The sequence below is a fragment of the Pseudomonas sp. PD9R genome (assembly GCF_019200975.1).
Classification (GTDB): Bacteria; Pseudomonadota; Gammaproteobacteria; order Pseudomonadales; family Pseudomonadaceae; genus Aquipseudomonas.
In genome coordinates, this window is the sequence record NZ_JAHTMR010000008.1 from 14,491 (window position 1) to 34,417 (window position 19,927).

Consider the following 19,927-nt stretch of genomic DNA (forward strand, 5'->3'; position numbering starts at 1 on the left):
CATATGCATAAATAGAATTTAAAAAGCTCCTTGTAAGAGCGTTATGGTCTATCGCAATTACTTTCAAGGAGCCCCCGATGAACCTGTCACGTTTCGTACGCAGTCTGCTGGCCAGTGGGCTGTTTGCCGCGCCACTGGCTTACGCTACCGAGCCCGTCGTCCTGCACGTCGGCGATCAGAACTACTACAACGTGCGCGCCTCGGTCGAAGCCTCCGGCGTACTGGAAGGGGCACCGTATACCGTCGACTGGAAACACTTCCAGGCCGCTGCACCGTTGGCGGAAGCGCTGAACACCGGCGCGCTGGACCTGGGTTTTCTCGGCGATTCGGGGTTTCTGTTCCTCGCCGCCAAACAGGCCCCGGTCAAGTTGATTGGCGTGTCGCGGCAGAACCCGGACACCATCGCCTTGCTGGTGCCCAAAGACTCGCCGGTAAAAACCATTGCCGATCTGAAGGGCAAAAAAGTCGCGTACTGGCCCGGCGCCTGGAGCCAGCAACTGACCTTGCGCGCGCTGGAAAAAGCCGACCTGCCGGAAGACTACGTCGACTTCATCAAGCTGATGCCGATCGATGCCGCCGCCGCGTTGCCTCAGGGCAGCATTGACGCCTTCCCGGTCTGGGAACCGTACATTTCCCAACAAATCCTGTTCTCCGGTGCGCGGCCGATTCTTACCGCCAAGAACCTGATGCCCGGCCTGAGTGCCATCGCGGCATCGACCCCTTCAATCGACAGCAAGCGCGAAGCCATCGCCGATTTTCTCGGTCGCCTGAAGAAGGCCCGGGCCTGGGTGGATAACCACACTGACGAATACGCCGACCTCTGGGCGAAGAAGGCCAACCTCGATCAGGACGTATCCCGTCACTGGTTACGCCAGGCCCACATGTCCGTCGGCCCGGTGGATGCGCAGGCAGCCAAGGATCTGCAGAGCACCGCGGACTTCCTGTTCAAGGTCAAGGCACTGCCCAACGAGTTGGCCACCGCGCCGATCATCGACAACTCATTCCAGCAGTCATATACCCAGTAACCCATGACGCCGGGCAGCACCGGAACCAAACACTGTGTACCCTGATCCAACCTCGGCTCGCAGCAACCTGCGGGCCGACGAAGGATGAACGGGCGAAGGATTTTTGCCGTTTGAAGTGGTGACCGAAACGGTCTGGCCCAAGGCAAAACATGAAACAGTTGGTCAAGGTTCTCGCGGCGTGCGCCATGGCAGTCAGTCTGCTGGGCTGTATCGCAGCGCCCATCGAAATGACGCCGCAGACCGAACAGCGTCTGCGCGCACAGCCACCGATCCGCTTTCTGCTGACCTTCGATGACGGTCCCAGCTCATCGAGTTACTGGAACCCCACAGAGATCGTGCTCGATAGCCTGGCGCGCAACTCGCTGCAACCGGATATCAAAGCGGTGTTCTTCGTACAGACACGGGCCAGACGGGCCGGCGGCAGTGAAGTAGGGCGCCAGATCATGCACCACGAACGGGATGCCGGGCATATTCTGGGTTTCCATACCGCTACGCCTTCGCACACCAACCATCGCTCCCTCGATCCGCAGGAGTTGGAACAGTCGCTCACCGATGGTTGTGCCGACATTGCCGCAATCACGGGTGCTCCTCCAACGCTGCTGCGCCCGCCATTCTGGAACTACGACAAACGGACCTTTGCCGCGTATCAGCAACATGGCCTGCACGTGTTACTGACCGACCTGAGCGCCAATGACGGCAAAATCTGGGGCTTCAACGCCAGTCCCCGCCGTCGGTCGCACATGCTGCGCTCGATGTCCGAAGTGCGCGAACGCATCGCCCTGGGCGAACTGCCGGTGGTGGACGGGGTGATTCCGGTGGTGGTGACCTTCCACGACCTCAATCGCTATACCGCCCTGCACACCCGTGAGTACCTGCATATCCTGCTCGACAGTGCCCAGGCGACCGGTGTGAAAGTCGCAGAGCAAGCGTTTTACAACGACACCGCCGCGCTGCAACGTGCTGCGATGGCGCGTACCGTGCACGACAGTTCACAGCCAGTTGAATTGCCAGGCATCTGGAATTGGATCTGGAAAAGCGATTCCGAGTGAAAAAATACTTCAAAGTGAGAGGCAGATAACATTTTTGGCGGGCGCAAAATCGGCAAAGCACATCTATGCTCATTGGATCCGATCCGATCAACTGCCGTCCGAGGCACCGGCCATGGTCCCTATTTCAGTCCTTTGCAACATTGTCGAGTCCGGTTTTGAGCCACTGTCCTGTGAGTGCACGGAGAGCGGCGGATTGCTGCGAATCGAGGTTTACGAACCCGCGAGCGGTCGAGTCGAACTGATGATCAGCGGCGTTTCGACCGAACAACTGACCAGCGTGCGGGCCATCTCCGATTTCATTGGCGAACTACGAACGGAGATGAGTGCCGGACGCCGGGCCTTCGCTGGCTAACACCGCGCTCTATGTAGGAGCTGCCGCAGGCTGCGATTTTTTGATCTTGTTATTTAAAATCAAAAGATCGCAGCCTGCGGCGGCTCCTACAGGGGGCTCGGTGGTTGTAATTCTTCGATCATCTGCAAGCAATGATTCAACCCCGGCGAAACATCGCCCACCCGCCGACTGAGAATGATCGGCGAGGTCGCGTTGTCTTCCAGCAACGGGGTGAAGCCAATGTCGTCGCGGTGCAACAACTGCACCGAAGCCGGCACCAGGGTCACGCCGATCCCAGCCCCTACCAGCCCGATTGCTGTTTGCAATTCGTTGGTCCACTGCGCCACATGAATGCTCACGCCATAGGATTCGAAGAGCGCGATGACATGGTCGGCGTAGCTCGGACGCGGGTTGCCGGGGTACAGCACAAAAGGTTCTCTGGCCAGGTCGCGCAGGCTGATGGGGCCCGCGAGCAGGGGATGGCCGGCGGGCAGGGCAGCCACCAGACGGTCTTCGGTCAGCACGGTCTGGACGATGGCCGGGTCGTCAATGCGAATGCGGCCGAAGCCAATGTCGATCCGCCCGGCCTTGAGCGCCTGCACTTGTTGCAGGGTAGTCATTTCCGAAAGCCCCAGCTCCAGCTCCAGCGGTTCGCCGCTGCGCAAACGGCGAATCAGTTCCGGCAGCACGCCGTATAGCGTCGACGGCGCAAAACCGATGCCCAGCCAGGTCTTTTCCCCTAAACCGATGCGCCGCGTGTTGTCGCAAACCTTGTTCAGCTGTTCGAGCAGGGCGGTGGAGTGTTCATGGAAAAACCGCCCGGCATCAGTCAACTTCAGCGGCCGCCCACGTTCCAGCAGGATCACGCCCAGTTCGTCCTCCAGTTGCTGGATCTGCCGACTCAGCGGCGGTTGGGCGATGTGCAGCAATTCGGCCGCGCGAGTGAAATTGAGGGTTTGAGCCAGAACCTGAAAATAACGCAGGTGACGCAGTTCCATGGGGCCTCCAGACGCCAAACAGTTGCATACCTTTAAGGTATCAAGTCAGACCAATTCTATATTGGCTTCCCGAAAAAAGCCGTACGAGAATCGAAACCAGAACTTCAAGAACCTGACGGGTATCGAAATGCTTGCAACAGCCATTGAATCGATCGAGACGATCATCGTCGATCTGCCAACCATTCGCCCGCACAAACTGGCGATGCACACCATGCAGAACCAGACCCTGGTGATCATTCGTGTGCGTTGCGCCGACGGCATCGAAGGCATCGGCGAATCCACCACCATCGGTGGCCTGGCTTATGGCAACGAAAGCCCGGACAGCATCAAGACCAACATCGACACGCACTTCGCTCCGCTGTTGATCGGCCAGGACAGTAGCAACGTCAATGCCGCCATGCTTCGCCTTGAGCGCAGCATCCGTGGCAACACCTTCGCCAAATCCGGTATCGAAACCGCTCTGCTCGACGCCCAGGGCAAACGCCTCGGTCTGCCGGTCAGCGAATTGCTCGGCGGTCGTGTTCGCGATGCGCTGCCCGTGGCCTGGACCCTTGCCAGCGGCGACACCGAGAAAGACATCGCCGAAGCGGAAAAAATGCTCGACCTGCGCCGCCACCGCATCTTCAAACTGAAAATCGGTGCAGGCGAAGTCAATCGCGATCTGGCCCACGTGATCGCGATCAAGAAAGCCCTGGGCGACCGCGCCAGCGTGCGGGTCGATGTCAATCAGGCCTGGGATGAAGCCGTCGCACTGCGTGCCTGCCGCATCCTCGGCACCAATGGTATCGACCTGATCGAACAGCCAATCTCGCGCAACAATCGCGGCGGCATGGTGCGCCTGAACGCCATGAGCCCGGCGCCCATCATGGCCGATGAATCCATCGAATGCGTCGAAGATGCCTTCAACCTGGCGCGCGACGGTGCCGCCTCGGTGTTCGCCTTGAAGATCGCCAAGAACGGCGGCCCGCGTGCCGTGTTGCGTACCGCCTCCATCGCGGAAGCGGCTGGCATCGGCCTGTACGGCGGCACCATGCTCGAAGGCGGTATCGGCACCATGGCCTCGGCCCATGCCTTTATTACCCTGAACAAACTGGCGTGGGACACCGAGCTGTTCGGCCCGCTGCTGCTGACCGAAGACGTTCTCAGCGAACCGCTGGTTTATCGCGATTTCGAACTGCACGTGCCGAAGACACCGGGTCTGGGCTTGAGCCTGGATGAAGAACGCCTGGCGTTTTTCCGCCGCGACAAGACATCCACTGCCATTCATCAAGCCTGAGGAGAGCGTTATGCTGTTCCACGTAAAAATGACCGTGAATTTGCCGGTCGACATGAACCCGGAAGCGGCCACCAAACTCAAGGCTGACGAGAAAGCCCTGGCCCAGCGCCTGCAAGAACAAGGCAAGTGGCGTCACCTGTGGCGCATCGCCGGGCACTACGCCAACTACAGCGTGTTCGATGTCGACAGCGTCCAGGAACTGCACGACCTGCTCATGCAATTGCCGTTGTTTCCGTACATGGCGATCGAGATCGACGCGATGTGCCGGCATCCTTCTTCGATCCGTGACGATGACCGCTGAGCCCAGCCTGCTCAGCTCGCTACGCCAATAATTACAAGATGAGGAACCCACCAAAATGAACGTCAAGATTTCCCACACTGCCAGCGCCCAGAAATTTCTCGAAGAGGCCAGCGGCCTGCACAACGACGCCGGCGACCCGCGCACCAAAGCGCTGATCTACCGCATCCTGCGTGACTCGGTGAACATCATCGAAGACCTCGCCGTGACCCCGGAAGAGTTCTGGAAAGCGGTTAACTACCTGAACGTGCTGGGTGCACGCCAAGAGGCCGGGCTGGTGGTTGCCGGGCTTGGTCTGGAACATTACCTCGACCTGTTGATGGACGCCGAAGACGAGCAGGCCGGCAAATCCGGTGGCACGCCGCGCACCATCGAAGGCCCGCTGTACGTGGCCGGTGCGCCACTGTCGCAAGGTGAAGCGCGTCTCGACGACGGCGTCGATCCGGGCGTCACGCTGTTCATGCAGGGCCGCGTATTCAACACCGCCGGCGAACCTCTCGCGGGCGCCGTGGTAGACGTCTGGCACGCCAACACTGGTGGCACCTACTCGTACTTCGATGCCACGCAATCGGAATTCAACCTGCGTCGCCGCATCGTCACCGATGCTGAAGGTCGCTACCGTTTCCGCAGCATCGTGCCGTCGGGTTATGGCTGCCCGCCGGACGGTCCGACCCAGCAATTGCTCGATCAACTGGGCCGTCACGGTCAGCGCCCGGCACACGTGCACTTCTTCATTTCCGCGCCGGACCATCGTCACCTGACTACTCAGATCAACCTCGACGGCGATCAATACCTGCACGACGATTTCGCCTATGCCACCCGTGACGAGTTGATCGCCAAGATCACCTTCAGCGAAGACCAGGCGCGTGCAGCGGCTCATGGTGTCAGCGGTCGTTTCGCTGAAATCGAGTTCGACTTCACCCTGCAGTCGACCGCCCAGCCTGAGGAGCAGCAGCGCCACGAGCGAGTGCGCGCGCTGGAAGACTGATAGCTTCCGTGGCCCTGTAGGAGCTGCCGCAGGCTGCGATCTTTTGACTTTGTTTTTTAAAAGACAAGATCAAAAGATCGCAGCCTGCGGCAGCTCCTACAGGGTTATGCGCGCCGGACTCTCCACAGGTCAGTCTGCTGACACATCGCTGCGAGTACTGCCTTAGAATGACCCGAAGCAAACCATAACAACAACGAGAGTGCCGTGATGATGCAAGCGCAACTGTTGAGTCAGCGCAGCAGAGTATTCGACCACGCCGACCCCTATGCGGTGTCCGGCTACGTCAATCAGCACGTCGGTAACCATTGCATTCTGATGCCCCGCGCCGGCCGACCACTGGCCAGCCTTGATCACCGAAAGTTCGCCAGCCTCGACCTGTGCCGCATCAGCTACGGCGCCAGTGTCCGGGTGACTTCCGGTGCGCTGGAGAGCATTTATCACCTGCAAGTGCTGTTGCGCGGCAACTGCCTGTGGCGCGGGCACGGTGCGGAGCATTACTTCGCTCCCGGCGAATTGCTGCTGATCAACCCCGACGATCCGGTGGACCTGACGTATTCCGCCGATTGCGAAAAATTCATCCTCAAAGTCCCCACCCGATTGTTTGAGTCGGTCTGCGATGAGCAGCGCTGGCATTATCCGGGGCAGGGCGTGCGCTTTCTGGAGAACCGCTACCAGCTCGATGAGCTGGAAGGTTTCGTCAACCTGCTGGCGATGATTTGCCAGGAGGCTGAAGCCACCGAGCAGATTCCCCGGGTGCAGGAGCACTACGCGCAGATCATCGTCAGCAAAATGCTCAGCCTGATGAAAACCAACGTCAGCCGCACCGCGCTCGGCTCACCGGCGGCGACGTTCGAGGTGATTGCCGACTACATCGCTCGCCACCTCAAGCAAGAGATCGACAGCGAAGAACTGGCGCGCCAGGCGAGCATGAGCCTTCGTTCGTTGTATGGCCTGTTCGAGCGCAATGCCGGTATCACGCCAAAAAACTACATCCGCCAGAAACGCCTGGAACGCATCAACGCTTGCCTGAGCGACCCGACCTGCAATGTGCGCAACGTTACCGAAGTCGCGATGGATTACGGCTTCCTGCACCTGGGACGGTTCTCCGACAGCTACCGCAAACAGTTCGGCGAATTGCCCTCCGACACCCTCAAACGCCGTAACTGAATCACAACCCCTGTAGGAGCTGCCGCAGGCTACGATCTTTTGATTCTGTTTTTAAAAGACAAAATCAAAGATCGCAGCCTGCGGTAGCTCCTACAGGGGTTTTGTGTGTTTTGCACTAAACGGATACTGGTCTGCACCCCGCGGATAGTCCGCCGCATCTCCCCGTCCTAGCATGGCCCTGCCTGAATAAAAACAATGGAGGCGGCGGCCATGACCCTGCGACCCGAATACCTTCACTCCCTGCTTGAAGATGATAAAGAACAGGGCATCTATCGCTGCAAACGCGAGATGTTCACCGACCCTCGGTTGTTCGATCTGGAGATGCAGCACATCTTCGAAGGCAACTGGCTGTACCTGGCGCACGAAAGCCAGATCCCCAATATCAACGATTTCTACACCACCACCATGGGGCGCCAGTCGATCTTCATCGCGCGCAACAAGGACGGTGTGCTCAACGCTTTCATCAACGCCTGCAGCCATCGCGGCGCGACCCTGTGCCGGCACAAGTCCGGCAACAAGAGCTCCTACACCTGCCCGTTCCACGGCTGGACTTTCAACAACTCCGGCAAGCTGCTCAAGGTCAAAGACCCGGCGGCGGCGGGCTACCCGGCGAGTTTCAACTGCGAAGGCTCCCACGACCTGACCAAAGTGGCGCGCTTCGAGTCCTATCGCGGTTTCCTGTTTGGCAGCCTGAAAGCCGATGTGCTGCCGCTGATTGAGCATCTGGGCGAGTCGGCGAAGATCATCGACATGATCGTCGACCAGTCTGCCGACGGCCTGGAAGTGCTGCGGGGTTCTTCCAGCTATATCTACGAAGGCAACTGGAAACTCACCGCCGAAAACGGCGCCGACGGCTACCACGTCAGCTCCGTGCACTGGAACTACGCGGCCACCCAGAACCAGCGCAAGCAGCGCGAATGCGGTGACGAGAACCCGACCATGAGCGCCGGCACCTGGGCCAAGCAAGGCGGTGGTTTCTATTCCTTCGACAAGGGCCACATGCTGCTCTGGACCCGTTGGTCCAACCCCGAGGATCGTCCGCTGTACGAACGTCGCGACGAACTTGCCCAGGACTTCGGCAAGGCCCGCGCCGACTGGATGATCGAGAACTCGCGCAACCTGTGCCTGTACCCCAACGTGTACCTGATGGACCAGTTCAGTTCGCAGATCCGCATTGCCCGGCCGATCTCGGTCAACCGTACGGAAATCACCATCTACTGCATCGCTCCCAAAGGCGAGAGCGACACCGCCCGGTCGAGCCGGATTCGTCAGTACGAGGATTTCTTCAACGTCAGCGGCATGGCTACGCCAGACGATCTGGAAGAGTTCCGTTCCTGCCAGACCAGCTATCAGGGCAGCGTGACCACCTGGAACGACATGTCCCGTGGCGCCGAACACTGGATCGAAGGCGCCGATGAGGCCGCCAAAGAAATCGACCTGCACCCGTTGCTCAGCGGCGTACGCACCGAGGACGAAGGCCTGTTCGTGCTGCAACACAAATATTGGCAGCAAACCATGCTCAAGGCGCTGGCCGCCGAGCAGTCCGAATTGATCGCAGTGGAGGCCGTGCAATGACCATCACTTACGACAGTGTGCGCGACTTTCTCTACCGCGAAGCGCGCTACCTCGATGACCGACAATGGGATGAATGGCTGGAACTGTACGCCCCCGACGCGACGTTCTGGATGCCTTCGTGGGATGACAACGACGAGCTGACCGAGGATCCGCAGCGGGAAATCTCGCTGATCTGGTACGGCAACCGCACCGGCCTCGAAGACCGGGTATTCCGCATCAAGACCGAGCGTTCCAGTGCAAGCATTCCGGACACTCGCACTTCGCACAACATCAGCAACATCGAGCTGCTCGAACAGGCTGACGGCCTGTGCAAGGTGCGCTTCAACTGGCACACCTTGAGCTTTCGCTACAAGACCGTCGACAGCTACTTCGGCAGCAGTTTCTACACCCTTGATGTGCGCGGTGAGAACCCGTTGATCAAGGCCAAGAAAGTGATCCTGAAGAACGACTACGTTCGCCAGGTCATCGATGTTTATCACTTGTGAGGCTGCCGTCATGACCCATTCCATTGCGTTCAATTTCGAAGACGGCGTCACCCGGTTCGTCGACGCCAACGCCGGCGAAACCGTGGCCGATGCCGCGTACCGCCAGGGCATCAATATTCCGCTGGACTGCCGCGACGGCGCTTGCGGCACTTGCAAGTGTTTTGCCGAGGCTGGCCGTTACGATCTCGGCGAGGAATACATCGAAGACGCCCTCAGCCCGGAAGAGGCCGAGCAGGGTTTTGTCCTGACCTGCCAGATGCGTGCACAGAGCGATTGCGTGATTCGTGTGCCGACTTCTTCTGAAGTGTGCCGCACTCGACAGTCCAGTTTTGAGGCGACCATCAGCGCCGTGCGCCAGTTGTCCGACAGCACCATCGCACTGTCGATCAAGGGCGATGCCCTGAGCAAGCTGGCGTTCCTGCCGGGCCAATACGTGAACCTCGGGATTCCAGGCAGCGAACAGACTCGCGCCTACTCGTTCAGCTCGTTGCAGCGTGACGGTGAAGTCAGTTTCCTGATTCGCAACGTGCCCGGCGGCTTGATGAGCAGCTTCCTCACCGGCATGGCCAAGGCCGGCGACAGCATGAGCCTGGCCGGGCCGCTGGGCAGTTTTTATCTGCGCGAAATCCGTCGGCCGCTGTTGCTTTTGGCGGGCGGCACCGGGCTGGCGCCGTTCACCGCGATGCTGGAGAAAATTGCCGAACAAGGCAGTGATCATCCACTGCATTTGATCTACGGCGTGACCCACGATTTCGATTTGGTGGAGCTCGATCGCCTGGAAGCCTTTGCCGCGCGCATCCCGAATTTCAGCTACAGCGCTTGCGTGGCCAGCCCGGACAGTCAGCACCCGCTCAAGGGCTACGTGACTCAGCACATCGAGCCGAAGCATTTGAACGACGGCAATGTCGACGTCTACCTGTGCGGCCCGCCGCCGATGGTCGAGGCGGTCAGCCAGTTCATTCGCGACCAAGGCATTGCGCCGGCGAATTTCTACTACGAAAAATTTGCCGCCAGCGCGGCGTGAATAACAACGCAAGTTCCCTGTAGGAGAAGGCTGCGATCTTTTGATTTTGATTTTAAAAAAACAAGATCAAAAGATCGCAGCCATCGGCAGCTCCTACATGAGGGAGTGCATCATTCAGAGGTGTCCATGAACAGATTCCAAGACAAAGTCGTGCTGATCACCGGGGCTGCCCAAGGTATCGGCCGGCGGGTGGCCGAACGCATGGCTGAAGAGGGCGCGAAGCTGATTCTGGTCGATCGTTCCGAGTTGGTGTTTGAAGTCCAGAAAGCGCTGGGGCAGGGCAGCCAGGTCTTGGCCCTGACCGCTGACCTTGAGCAATACGATGAGTGCGACCGGGTGATGCAAACCGCCGTCGAGCGTTTCGGCAGGCTGGACGTGCTGATCAACAACGTTGGCGGGACGATCTGGGCCAAGCCGTTCGAGCATTACGAAGCGTCGCAGATCGAGGCCGAAGTCCGCCGCTCGCTATTCCCGACGTTGTGGTGTTGCCATGCCGCGCTGCCGTTCATGCTTCAGCAGGGCAGCGGCGCAATCGTCAATGTCTCGTCGATCGCCACACGCAGTGTCAACCGCGTGCCGTATGGCGCGGCGAAGGGCGGGGTTAATGCGCTGACTGCGTGTTTGGCGTTCGAAACCGCCGGGCGCGGGGTTCGGGTCAATGCCACGGCACCCGGTGGCACCGAAGCGCCGCCACGGGTTATTCCGCGCAACAGTGCCGAGCAGAGCGCGCAAGAGAAAGTCTGGTATCAGCAGATTGTCGACCAGACCCTCGACAGCAGTTTGATGAAGCGTTACGGCACGCTGGATGAACAGGCCGGGGCGATTCTGTTTCTGGCCAGCGACGATGCGTCCTACATCACTGGCATGGTCATGCCGGTGGGCGGCGGCGATCAGGGCTGAAGCAGCAGAAACTACAGGCGACGCTGAAATGCTCTGACAATTTGCAGCGTCGCGTCGGTGATGCTCAGGTTCTGTACCGCATCCAGCGGAAACCAGATGCAATCGAAAATTTCATTTTGCGGTCGGGCCTGATCCAGGTTGACCACGGAGGCCTCGTAGACATGGTGGCGGGTATCGCCCGCATCCAGTTCCATCAGGTACAGCATGTCGTCGACATCGAGGCCGGTTTCTTCCTGTAACTCACGTACGGCGGCACCAGCGATGGTTTCACCACGCTCGACTTTGCCACCGGGCAAGGTCCAGCGACACCTTGGTTTACGCACCAGCAAAACGTGCCGGTCCTGTTCGCAAATGACGGTTGCGCGTACTTTCATGTGTTACCCAATTGGTCGCCTGTCACAAAACAGTCATGAAAATGCAATATTCAGGCCGCAGACGGATTGCCGTTATCTGGGGATTTGGAGGTACGGAAACTCCGGAAAGTGCCCTCGAAAGTCGTAATCCTGACACGACGTCTGGTCGGCATTTTGGCGGAAGGTGGGTGTAAGGTAGGCACGTCAACCTTGGATATCACCCGAAATGGAGGTGACTATGAGCGTACCGATGCTGAATAAAATGCATATGAACGGTTATGACGTCCTCAGCGTGAACAATGGCCCTTGGCGGGTTTGCACCAAAGGTGACCGGCTTGGGTCATTTGGCAGTCGTGAAGAGGCACTGGCGTTTGCAGCAGCGCTTCCTGGCTACAAGTCTCGGTCGAACCGGCAAGCGCACAGCCAGTAAAACCCTGTAGTCGCTACCGAAGGCTGCGATCTTTTGATCTTGTTTTTCTGAATCAACATCAAAAGATCGCAGCCTTCGGCAGCTCCTACAGGAGGCGAACGGGCATTAGTAACCGTGACTTCCACTGGAGTGGGAAGGTTTCCTGGCCTTTTGCTGGATGTGGCTCCATTGCGCACAGGAAATGAAACTGGTGTGGTCGACCTTGCCTTGCCCATTAAAGCTGACATTGAACGGCTGTTTTTGGCCGGACTGGATGAACGTGTAGTCAAAACAGGTGCCGGGCACGGCGGTGCGCTCCGTGATCGATAACGGTGGTCCGCCAATTTGCACGACCTGTTCTTTAGTCATGCCGGTGTCGACCTCGGCCACCAAGGGCTGGTTTCTATAAACATGGGAGTCGGTGTAACAGCCTGCCAACAGAGTCATCAGGCTGACGAGCATGTAGAAACGCTTGTACATGGCTGCGCTCCCATTAGCTGGCTGTGTTACGGCTGATGGTCTTGGCTTTGACTTCCTCGGCATAGCCCGTCAATCGTTTTTCATCACCCTGGAATAAATCGCACAGTCGCTGGACGGCTTGTGCATCGACTTCGTTTCCGGCCTCGCGCAACTGTTGTGCGATGCGCAACAGCTCTACGGCGGACCAGCGCAGATCCGATGCAAGCCCTTGCAAATCGCGGCGAAGTTCTTGTTCCGACTCGTTGAGCCACATGATGACCTCCTGAATGTCTGCGCTAGGAAATTTTAGACCTATTTTTCCGGCGGGGCGTTGTGTTTGTCTGATCCTGGGGCATTTCCTTTGGTCGGGAAATTTGCGCGTTCGACAAAATCCGCTGTCGTATTGAAGTAACGATTTTTCGCCTGGGCGGGGACAGTTCAAATGACCACTACTGATGACTTCAGGGCGCAGGCTCATGGGCTGATTGCCGATCTGGACGCGGCCACCAGCGAAATGATGAAGCTCATTTCCGAGCACCAGCTCAGTGGCCCGGAATGGGAGCGGGTCACGCAATGGCAACACGAAGCCTATGAGCGATGGATGACCTATCTCAATACAAGGTCCTACCCCGACCCCGGCGATAATAACGCCAGTCGCTGATTTTCCGGTGCATCCGATGGATGACAGGGCAGCGACGCGCTACATTTCATGTTTTCAGGATAAGGATGCTTTATGCAGAGCCGGATGTTGATGGGGGGATTGGTGTTGGCGTTACTGGCAGGTTGTTCGTTGCCGGCGTCTTTGGTGCCAGGCGAACCGAATGTAAGCAAGTACAGCGAGAAGGCACCCAAGGAACTGGCAGCGTGTGTGCTGCCTGCCTGGCAAAAAGAGATTTCCAAGACGACGCAAATGTCGATATCCAACGGCTACCGGATCACCGCGCCAAGTATCGTTACCGCGGATGAAATTCTGGACATCGTCAAGTACAAGGATGGCAGCCGCGTATCGCTTTATCAGGGGCCACCCTGGGCAAAGTCCGGGGCAATGCGCGAGGCGGTGCGTCACTGTCTGTAGGATTCAGTCGGAAATATCAGTGACTTGGATAAGCTGATCGTCGCTTGTCTGGGCACTAGAAGTACCTTTCTTTTCGCGACGATCATTCATCCAGCTATCGACCTGCGCGGTGAACTCCGCCGGGGCCTTGCGCCCGACCCTTCTGGCAATGTCCAGAATGGTCTGCTGGGCGAGGGCTTCTTCCATGCGCTTCTGCGCGGTCATCATCGCGCCATGCACCGAGCAGAGCCCATCCAGTGCCCAGTCGGGAGCATCGCCTTCAAACAACGCACAGCGCCCGCGAATCTCCCGGCATTCGAAAATAGCCTTGCGCCCATCGATGGCGTTGACGATGTCCAGCAGGGTGATTTCGTCGGCCGGTCGGGCCAACTTGAAGCCGCCGCGCACGCCCTCGGTGGCAACCACCAGTTTTGCCTTGGCCAGTTTGGTGAAGATTTTTGCCAGATAGTCCAGAGGTACGCCTTGCAGTTCAGCAAGGTCGCGCACGCTCGCTTCGCGCGTATCGCCGCAATTACCCACCAGGAAAATCAGGCAGTGAATACCGTATTCAACGCCTGCGCTGTAAAGAGACATCTCGATCTCCGACTAATGTTGTCGCAAATGTTAACAGCAGACAGTTAGCCAGACAACGAACGCGCCGGTTTTTCTTTTCTATCGGCAAAGCCTTTGCAGGTGCGGGTTTTGGCCAGCTTCGGCGGAGTATCGATTGTGTCGATGGCAAGCATTGAAAAAAATCTCTTGCGGCATGTAACTCAGACCAATAGAGTCGCCGTTGTCAGATCAGGAGGGATGGCGGTTCTGAAGAGAGAACTCGCACCCACCTCTTGAGCCTTTAACCCGATTCAATGCCTGGTTTTTCCCCTGGAGTTAAAAATGAAACAGCACATCTTGGTAATTGGCGCAGGTTTTGGTGGCATGTGGACTGCTTTAAGCGCCACGCGACTGTTCGATATTCACGGTCACAACGACGTGGAAGTGACGGTGCTGGCGCCTCAGGCCGAACTGCGTGTGCGTCCGCGCTTTTACGAGCCGAATGCCCACCAACTGGCCGCGCCGATCGGCGAGTTGTTCGATGCCATCGGCGTCAAATTCATCAAGGGTGCCGCCGAGACCATCGACGTGGCGCAAAAACGGGTTGGCTATACCGATGCGTCGGGCAACAAACACGTGTGCATCTACGACAAACTCGTTCTGGCCACCGGTAGTCGCCTGGCACTGCCTGACACCCCCGGCGTAGCCGAGCATGCGTTCGACGTCGATCAAATCGAGCAAGCTGTGCGCCTGGAACATCACCTTAAATCCCTGGTTAACCAGCCAGAAAGCCAGGCCCGCAACACCGTAGTCGTTGCCGGCGGCGGCTTCACCGGCATCGAAACTGCGACTGAAATGCCGACGCGTTTGCGCGCCATCCTGGGTGATCGTGCCGACTTCAACGTGATCATCGTTGATCGCGGCAGCAAAGTGGGTGGCTCCATGGGCCCTGAGATCGCCGAAAAAATTGCTGAAGCCAGCCTCGAAACTGGCGTGAAATGGCACCTGAACGCGTCGGTTGTCGCCGTTGATAAAAACGGTGTGACGCTGTCCGACGGCCAGCGCATCGACGCCAAAACGGTGATCTGGACCACCGGTGTGCGCGCCAGTTCGTTGACCGAGCAAATCCCTGCCGAACGCGATCAACTGGGCCGCTTGCACGTCGATGCCCACCTGAAAGTCATCGGCCAGGAAGACATCTTCGCGACCGGCGACGTGGCTTACGCGGCGAGTGATGACATCGGTAACCACGCGCTGATGACTTGCCAGCACGCCATTGTCCTGGGCCGCCATGCCGGCAACAACGTCGCTGCGCAGATCCTGGGTGTGGACCCGACGCCGTACAGCCAGCCGAAATACGTTACCTGCCTGGACCTGGGCGCCTGGGGCGCGGTTTACACCGAAGGTTGGGATCGTCAGGTCAAGCTGATCAAGCAGGAAGGCAAGGCGCTGAAGACTCAGATCAATACCGTGTGGATCTATCCGCCGGCGGCTGATCGTCACACGGCTTGGGCGGCAGCGGATCCGCTGATTCCGATTGCCTGAGTGGTTGATGGCGTTGGCTCAATAGCGCTGTCTGACTAAACGAATCCCGCCCGGATTTTTCCGGGCGGGTTTTTTGATTTTGGGCAGTTATCCGTTTCTGCGGTGGTGGCTACTACCCCCGATGTCGGGGGATTGCCCTTTGCTGGGTTGATCATGTGGGGGAGAAGTGGCTTACAGGGTTGCCGTGATCATCACCAGGTTAACCTCCTGCATGAGGCCGGTGATCGTTGCCAGGCTCCCGGTTTGCATGGCTGCCATGATCATGACCTGGTTGGGCGTGAGTGCCAGGGCCTCCAGTAGCTGAAAGCCCGGGATAACCTTCTCCACGATGCCGATTGCCGTAAATAGAGCGGCGGTGACCCATGCTACCGCTGCTGCCGCTGATACCGCCGCGACGATGATCGCTATTGTCGTCAGCGTACTAATGAACACTGCCACCATTGCTTGTACCGTCATGAACAATCTCCACTGCCCGATTGCGCCATTGCCCAAACAGGGCCAAAGCAAGGCGCGGGCCAACTGTCTGGCGGCTGCTAGCGAAATCGCTCCGGGATGGCCTCGGCAAACGGATAGTAAGAAAACCAGGGCCTGGCTTCGTCGATCACCCGGTGGTAAGACGGCCTGAGCACCAGCCGCTCGAAATAAGTGCGCAAGTGCCTGTGATCGTCGGGAAACGGCAGCAGCGTGCTGGCATAGAAAAGTGCCGGGCAGGCGGCGCAATCGGCCAGGCTGAAATCCGCGCCGGCCACCCAGGTCCTGCTCGTCAACTGGCGCTCAAGCATGGCGTAGGCCGTCGTCAGCATGGCGCGCTCTCTGCTCAGGTCGCCATTGGTTGCGTGAATCCGATCGGCGACGATCTGCTGCATCGGCGTCTGGATGTAGAGGTCAAAAAAACGATCCCACAGACGTACCTCCAGCGCGGTGTCCCAATCGCCGGGAATCAGTAGCTGTGGGCCTGCATGGAAACGGTCCAGATATTCAATGATCACACTCGACTCCGGCACGTCGCGCTGACGGGTGTGATCGCGTATGACCGGAAACTTGCACAGCGGCCACAGCGCTTGCAGCTCTGATCGGTCGGCGTCGTTGGAAAGATCGATCATCCGCCGTTCGAAATCGACGCCGTGTTCGTACAGCGCGATGAGCACTTTGTGGCAGTACGACGAAAGCGGGTGGTAGTAAAGAGTCAGCGGCATCTTTCAACTCCTGCAAACAAGGCAACCTTTGCAGTATTGACCATGGCCGGTGGGCACACGCGACGGGCGGACGAACAGACCGGGAGCCATGAAAACCCGCCTGCCCGATTTTCAAAACCGGTGGCTCACCATACCTCTGTACGACAACCCTTATCCCTGCACGAAAACTACTTTCACCTCGTTTGATAATCGCGCCTCGAAATGTTTTAAGAGTTTCACAAATTTTCGACGTGACCCTCTCGAGGAGTACCGCATGACCCTGTCCTTCGGCTATTGGCTGCTGGTGTATGCCGCCGTTGCCATCATCGCGCTGATCGTGCTGATCGCCCGTTACCGGCTCAATCCGTTCATYGTCATCACCCTGATTTCCGTGGGCYTGGCGCTCGTCGCCGGCATGCCGCCGTCCGGTATCGTCGGTTCTTACGAGGCTGGGGTCGGCAAGACCTTGGGGCACATTGCGCTGGTRGTGGCGCTGGGCACGATGCTCGGCAAGATGATGGCCGAGTCCGGTGGCGCCGAGCAGGTGGCGCGCACGTTGATCGACCGTTTCGGCGAAAAGAACGCGCACTGGGCGATGGTCTGCATTGCCTTTCTGGTCGGGCTGCCGTTGTTCTTCGAGGTCGGTTTTGTGTTGCTGGTGCCGATTGCGTTCACGGTGGCGCGGCGGGTCGGCGTGTCGATCCTGATGGTCGGCTTGCCGATGGTCGCCGGGCTCTCGGTGGTCCATGCATTGGTGCCACCGCACCCGGCGGCGATGCTKGCGGTACAGGCCTATCAGGCGTCGGTGGGGCAGACCTTGCTGTATGCGATTTTGATCGGCATTCCGACCGCGATCATCGCCGGCCCGATCTACGCCAAATTCATCGTGCCGCGCATTCAGTTGCCRGYGGAAAACCCGCTGGAGCGGCAGTTCCTCGACCGCGAACCGCGTGCCCGCCTGCCAGGCTTCGGCATCACCATGGCAACCATTTTGCTGCCGGTGGTGYTGATGCTGYTGGGTGGYTGGGCCAACCTGATTTCCACGCCGGGCAGYGGTTTCAACCAGTTCCTGTTGTTCATCGGCAATTCGGTGATCGCGCTGTTGTTGGCGACCTTGCTGAGCTTCTGGACCCTCGGTCTGGCCCAGGGTTTTAATCGCGAAGCGATCCTCAAGTTCACCAACGAATGCCTGGCACCGACCGCCAGCATCACGCTGCTGGTGGGTGCCGGTGGCGGCCTGAACCGGATTCTGGTGGACGCTGGCGTCACCGACCAGATCGTCGGTTTGGCTCACGACTTTCATCTGTCGCCATTATTGATGGGCTGGTTGTTCGCGGCGTTGATGCGTATTGCTACCGGCTCCGCCACCGTGGCCATGACCACCGCGTCAGGCGTGGTGGCGCCGGTGGCCATTGGTCTGGGCTATCCGCACCCGGAATTGCTGGTGCTGGCGACAGGCGCGGGCTCGGTGATCTTTTCGCACGTCAACGACGGCGGCTTTTGGTTGATCAAGGAATACTTCAACATGACCGTGGCCCAGACCTTCAAGACCTGGACCGTGCTCGAAACCCTGATCTCGCTCGTCGCTTTCGGTCTGACCGTGGGCCTTTCTTACCTGATCTAGCCAGCGCCTTTGAGCATTGGCGGCTCACACACTTAACCCGATTCATCGAACGCTTGAGGCCCATGGACATCCATCGGGCGCGGATGCTTGCGCGCCCGGTTTCAGCGTCGAACCCTCCAGAAAAACATAAAAAATCACCCGGAGCACCGTATGTTCAAACGAGCAATCCCCACCGCGATCTTGCTGGCTGCAGGTTCAATGTGCGTACAGGCAGCAGAGCCTGGTACCCATGGTTTTTTGGAAGACAGTAAAGCCACGCTGTCGATGCGAACCTTGTACTTCAACAGCGACAACCGCGACGGCGCTGCAGATCCGTCGAAAACCGAGGAGACGGCACAGGGCTTTGTATTGCGTTATGAGTCCGGGTTTACTCAAGGCACGGTGGGATTCGGGCTCGACGCCCAGGCGTTGCTCGGCATTACGCTGGACAGCGGCGCCGGCCGCCACGTCGGTAGCGGCATGATCCCCACTGATGGCGACAGTGCTGCCGATTCCTGGAGCAGCTTCGGCCCGACCGCGAAGATGCGCATTGCAAAAACCGAATTGCGTTATGGCACCTTGTTGCCAAAGTTGCCGATCCTGCTCGCCAACGATGCCCGTGTGTTGCCGCAGTCGTTCACCGGCACCCAGGTCACGTCGAAAGACATCGATGGCCTGACCCTGACCGGTGGTTTGCTTGAGCAGGCGGTGGGTCGCGCTTCGACCGACCGCACCGGTCTGTCGGTCGCCGGCGGTACTCGGGACAGCAACAAGTTCTACTTCGCCGGTGGCGATTATGAAGTCACCAAAACGTTGAAGGCACAGTATTACTTTGCGCAGTTGGAGGATTTCTACAACCAGAACTTCCTGGGCCTGACCCATGTTCTGCCGATCGACAGCGCGAGCGCCATCACCACCGACCTGCGCTACTTCCGTACCACGTCGAGCGGGGCAAACAGCTCGGCGGCCGGTAGGGCGCAAGGCTATCGAGTGTCGGGTTACACCGACGACAACAACGGTGAAATCGATAACAGCACCTGGGCCGCAATGGTCACCTACACCAACGGTGGCCACGCGGTGACAGTGGGGCATCAACGTGTGGGCGATGGCAGCAACTTCGTCCAGCCCAACCAGGGCAGTCTTCCGGATAAAGGCGCCGGTGGCGGCAGCGTCTACTTGCCCACCGACCGCATGATCCAGAACTTTGCGCGCGCGGGCGAGCAGACGAATTTCGGTCAATACACCTATGACTTTGCACCCTTGGGCGTGCCGGGTCTGAAAGCTTCGATCGTGTATCTGAAGGGGACTGACATCAAGGCGCAAAACGCGGGCGATCAGTCGGAGTGGGAGCGTGATATGACGCTGGATTATGTGATTCAGTCGGGCACGTTTAAAAACGTCGGCTTCTCGTTGCGTAACGGCCAGTCAAACACCGACGCGGGGCGGGATGTTGATCAGAGTCGCTTTATCATCAACTACACGCTTTCGCTGTTGTAACCAAGGGCCCGAACGCTGGAGCTTTTGTCGGAGCGGGCTTGCTCGTGAAGGGGCCATAACAGTCAACATTGATGTTGGATGTAAGACCGCCATCGCGAGCAAGCTCGCTCCTACAGTTTGATCTTCGGCGTACGCGAAATTTGTGATCACCGTAGATCCCTGTG

At 58.7% G+C, this 19,927-nt stretch carries 24 protein-coding genes; 17 read left to right on the forward strand and 7 right to left on the reverse strand.

What is annotated here, in order from left to right; all coding sequences use genetic code 11:
* Positions 1-77: 77 nt before the first annotated feature.
* The 3 genes from KUF73_RS16650 to KUF73_RS16660 all read left to right on the forward strand — a co-directional run bounded on the left by KUF73_RS16650 (position 78) and on the right by KUF73_RS16660 (position 2,426).
* A complete protein-coding gene (locus KUF73_RS16650) occupies positions 78-1,025 on the forward strand; it encodes an ABC transporter substrate-binding protein (protein WP_218439153.1) in 948 nt (315 codons plus the stop codon).
* Positions 1,026-1,174: 149 nt separating this feature from the next.
* Positions 1,175-2,074, forward strand: coding sequence for a polysaccharide deacetylase family protein (locus tag KUF73_RS16655; RefSeq protein ID WP_218439154.1), 900 nt, complete (start codon positions 1,175-1,177; stop codon positions 2,072-2,074).
* A 112-nt stretch (positions 2,075-2,186) separates the two neighbouring features.
* Positions 2,187-2,426: a DUF1652 domain-containing protein gene (locus tag KUF73_RS16660; RefSeq protein ID WP_218439155.1), complete on the forward strand. Its 240-nt coding sequence runs from the start codon at positions 2,187-2,189 to the stop codon at positions 2,424-2,426.
* Between the two features lie 86 nt (positions 2,427-2,512).
* Here the strand turns inward: KUF73_RS16660 and KUF73_RS16665 are convergent, their stop codons facing one another.
* Entirely contained in the window at positions 2,513-3,403 is an 891-nt protein-coding gene (locus tag KUF73_RS16665) for a LysR family transcriptional regulator (RefSeq protein WP_218439156.1), read from the reverse strand.
* Between the two features lie 127 nt (positions 3,404-3,530).
* On the opposite strand from KUF73_RS16665, the gene KUF73_RS16670 reads away from it, so the two are divergent.
* The 8 genes from KUF73_RS16670 to KUF73_RS16705 all read left to right on the forward strand — a co-directional run bounded on the left by KUF73_RS16670 (position 3,531) and on the right by KUF73_RS16705 (position 11,116).
* Positions 3,531-4,679 carry a muconate cycloisomerase family protein gene (locus KUF73_RS16670; protein ID WP_218439157.1) on the forward strand — a complete coding sequence of 383 codons (1,149 nt, stop codon included), beginning with the start codon at positions 3,531-3,533 and terminating at the stop codon, positions 4,677-4,679.
* 10 nt (positions 4,680-4,689) lie between these two features.
* Positions 4,690-4,980: a muconolactone Delta-isomerase gene (catC, locus tag KUF73_RS16675; protein WP_056723542.1), complete on the forward strand. Its 291-nt coding sequence runs from the start codon at positions 4,690-4,692 to the stop codon at positions 4,978-4,980.
* Between the two features lie 55 nt (positions 4,981-5,035).
* A complete protein-coding gene (catA, locus tag KUF73_RS16680) occupies positions 5,036-5,965 on the forward strand; it encodes a catechol 1,2-dioxygenase (protein ID WP_218439158.1) in 930 nt (309 codons plus the stop codon).
* Between the two features lie 207 nt (positions 5,966-6,172).
* Positions 6,173-7,132, forward strand: a complete 960-nt coding sequence (locus tag KUF73_RS16685) for an AraC family transcriptional regulator (RefSeq protein WP_305516108.1) — start codon at positions 6,173-6,175, stop codon at positions 7,130-7,132.
* Positions 7,133-7,342: 210 nt separating this feature from the next.
* Positions 7,343-8,707: a benzoate 1,2-dioxygenase large subunit gene (gene benA, locus KUF73_RS16690; RefSeq protein ID WP_218439159.1), complete on the forward strand. Its 1,365-nt coding sequence runs from the start codon at positions 7,343-7,345 to the stop codon at positions 8,705-8,707.
* Positions 8,704-9,192: a benzoate 1,2-dioxygenase small subunit gene (gene benB / locus KUF73_RS16695; RefSeq protein ID WP_090323279.1), complete on the forward strand. Its 489-nt coding sequence runs from the start codon at positions 8,704-8,706 to the stop codon at positions 9,190-9,192. Before benA ends, benB begins: the two co-directional genes overlap by 4 nt.
* Positions 9,193-9,202: 10 nt before the next feature.
* Positions 9,203-10,216, forward strand: a complete 1,014-nt coding sequence (benC, locus tag KUF73_RS16700; protein ID WP_218439160.1) for a benzoate 1,2-dioxygenase electron transfer component BenC — start codon at positions 9,203-9,205, stop codon at positions 10,214-10,216.
* Positions 10,217-10,342: 126 nt separating this feature from the next.
* A complete protein-coding gene (locus KUF73_RS16705) occupies positions 10,343-11,116 on the forward strand; it encodes a 1,6-dihydroxycyclohexa-2,4-diene-1-carboxylate dehydrogenase (protein ID WP_218439161.1) in 774 nt (257 codons plus the stop codon).
* 11 nt (positions 11,117-11,127) lie between these two features.
* On the opposite strand, the gene KUF73_RS16710 is transcribed toward KUF73_RS16705, so the two are convergent.
* Positions 11,128-11,490, reverse strand: a complete 363-nt coding sequence (locus KUF73_RS16710; protein ID WP_218439162.1) for an NUDIX hydrolase — start codon at positions 11,488-11,490, stop codon at positions 11,128-11,130.
* Between the two features lie 217 nt (positions 11,491-11,707).
* Between KUF73_RS16710 and KUF73_RS16715 the strand changes: the two genes are divergently transcribed.
* A complete protein-coding gene (locus tag KUF73_RS16715; RefSeq protein ID WP_218439163.1) occupies positions 11,708-11,899 on the forward strand; it encodes a DUF2188 domain-containing protein in 192 nt (63 codons plus the stop codon).
* A gap of 105 nt (positions 11,900-12,004) precedes the next feature.
* On the opposite strand, the gene osmE is transcribed toward KUF73_RS16715, so the two are convergent.
* Both osmE and KUF73_RS16725 read right to left on the reverse strand, forming a co-directional pair.
* Positions 12,005-12,358, reverse strand: a complete 354-nt coding sequence (osmE, locus tag KUF73_RS16720) for an osmotically-inducible lipoprotein OsmE (RefSeq protein WP_218439164.1) — start codon at positions 12,356-12,358, stop codon at positions 12,005-12,007.
* 13 nt (positions 12,359-12,371) lie between these two features.
* On the reverse strand, positions 12,372-12,611 hold the full coding sequence (locus KUF73_RS16725) for a hypothetical protein (RefSeq protein ID WP_218439165.1): 240 nt from the start codon (positions 12,609-12,611) through the stop codon (positions 12,372-12,374).
* A gap of 168 nt (positions 12,612-12,779) precedes the next feature.
* On the opposite strand from KUF73_RS16725, the gene KUF73_RS16730 reads away from it, so the two are divergent.
* Positions 12,780-12,998: a hypothetical protein gene (locus KUF73_RS16730; RefSeq protein ID WP_218439166.1), complete on the forward strand. Its 219-nt coding sequence runs from the start codon at positions 12,780-12,782 to the stop codon at positions 12,996-12,998.
* 72 nt (positions 12,999-13,070) lie between these two features.
* The gene (locus tag KUF73_RS16735) at positions 13,071-13,412 is read left to right on the forward strand and encodes a hypothetical protein (RefSeq protein WP_218439167.1); all 342 of its coding nucleotides are present in this window, start codon (positions 13,071-13,073) and stop codon (positions 13,410-13,412) included.
* A 3-nt stretch (positions 13,413-13,415) separates the two neighbouring features.
* Here KUF73_RS16735 and KUF73_RS16740 read toward each other — a convergent pair whose 3' ends face one another.
* Positions 13,416-13,985, reverse strand: coding sequence for an Rrf2 family transcriptional regulator (locus KUF73_RS16740; protein WP_218439168.1), 570 nt, complete (start codon positions 13,983-13,985; stop codon positions 13,416-13,418).
* A 300-nt stretch (positions 13,986-14,285) separates the two neighbouring features.
* On the opposite strand from KUF73_RS16740, the gene KUF73_RS16745 reads away from it, so the two are divergent.
* Positions 14,286-15,488, forward strand: coding sequence for an NAD(P)/FAD-dependent oxidoreductase (locus tag KUF73_RS16745; RefSeq protein WP_218439169.1), 1,203 nt, complete (start codon positions 14,286-14,288; stop codon positions 15,486-15,488).
* Between the two features lie 171 nt (positions 15,489-15,659).
* Here the strand turns inward: KUF73_RS16745 and KUF73_RS16750 are convergent, their stop codons facing one another.
* Together KUF73_RS16750 and KUF73_RS16755 are read right to left on the reverse strand one after the other, a co-directional pair.
* Positions 15,660-15,944 carry a hypothetical protein gene (locus KUF73_RS16750; protein WP_218439170.1) on the reverse strand — a complete coding sequence of 95 codons (285 nt, stop codon included), beginning with the start codon at positions 15,942-15,944 and terminating at the stop codon, positions 15,660-15,662.
* A gap of 77 nt (positions 15,945-16,021) precedes the next feature.
* Entirely contained in the window at positions 16,022-16,684 is a 663-nt protein-coding gene (locus tag KUF73_RS16755) for a glutathione S-transferase family protein (RefSeq protein WP_218439171.1), read from the reverse strand.
* A 253-nt stretch (positions 16,685-16,937) separates the two neighbouring features.
* Between KUF73_RS16755 and KUF73_RS16760 the strand changes: the two genes are divergently transcribed.
* A complete protein-coding gene (locus tag KUF73_RS16760) occupies positions 16,938-18,287 on the forward strand; it encodes a gluconate:H+ symporter (RefSeq protein WP_218439172.1) in 1,350 nt (449 codons plus the stop codon).
* A 150-nt stretch (positions 18,288-18,437) separates the two neighbouring features.
* Positions 18,438-19,763, forward strand: a complete 1,326-nt coding sequence (locus tag KUF73_RS16765) for an OprD family porin (protein ID WP_218439173.1) — start codon at positions 18,438-18,440, stop codon at positions 19,761-19,763.
* Positions 19,764-19,927: the final 164 nt, after the last annotated feature.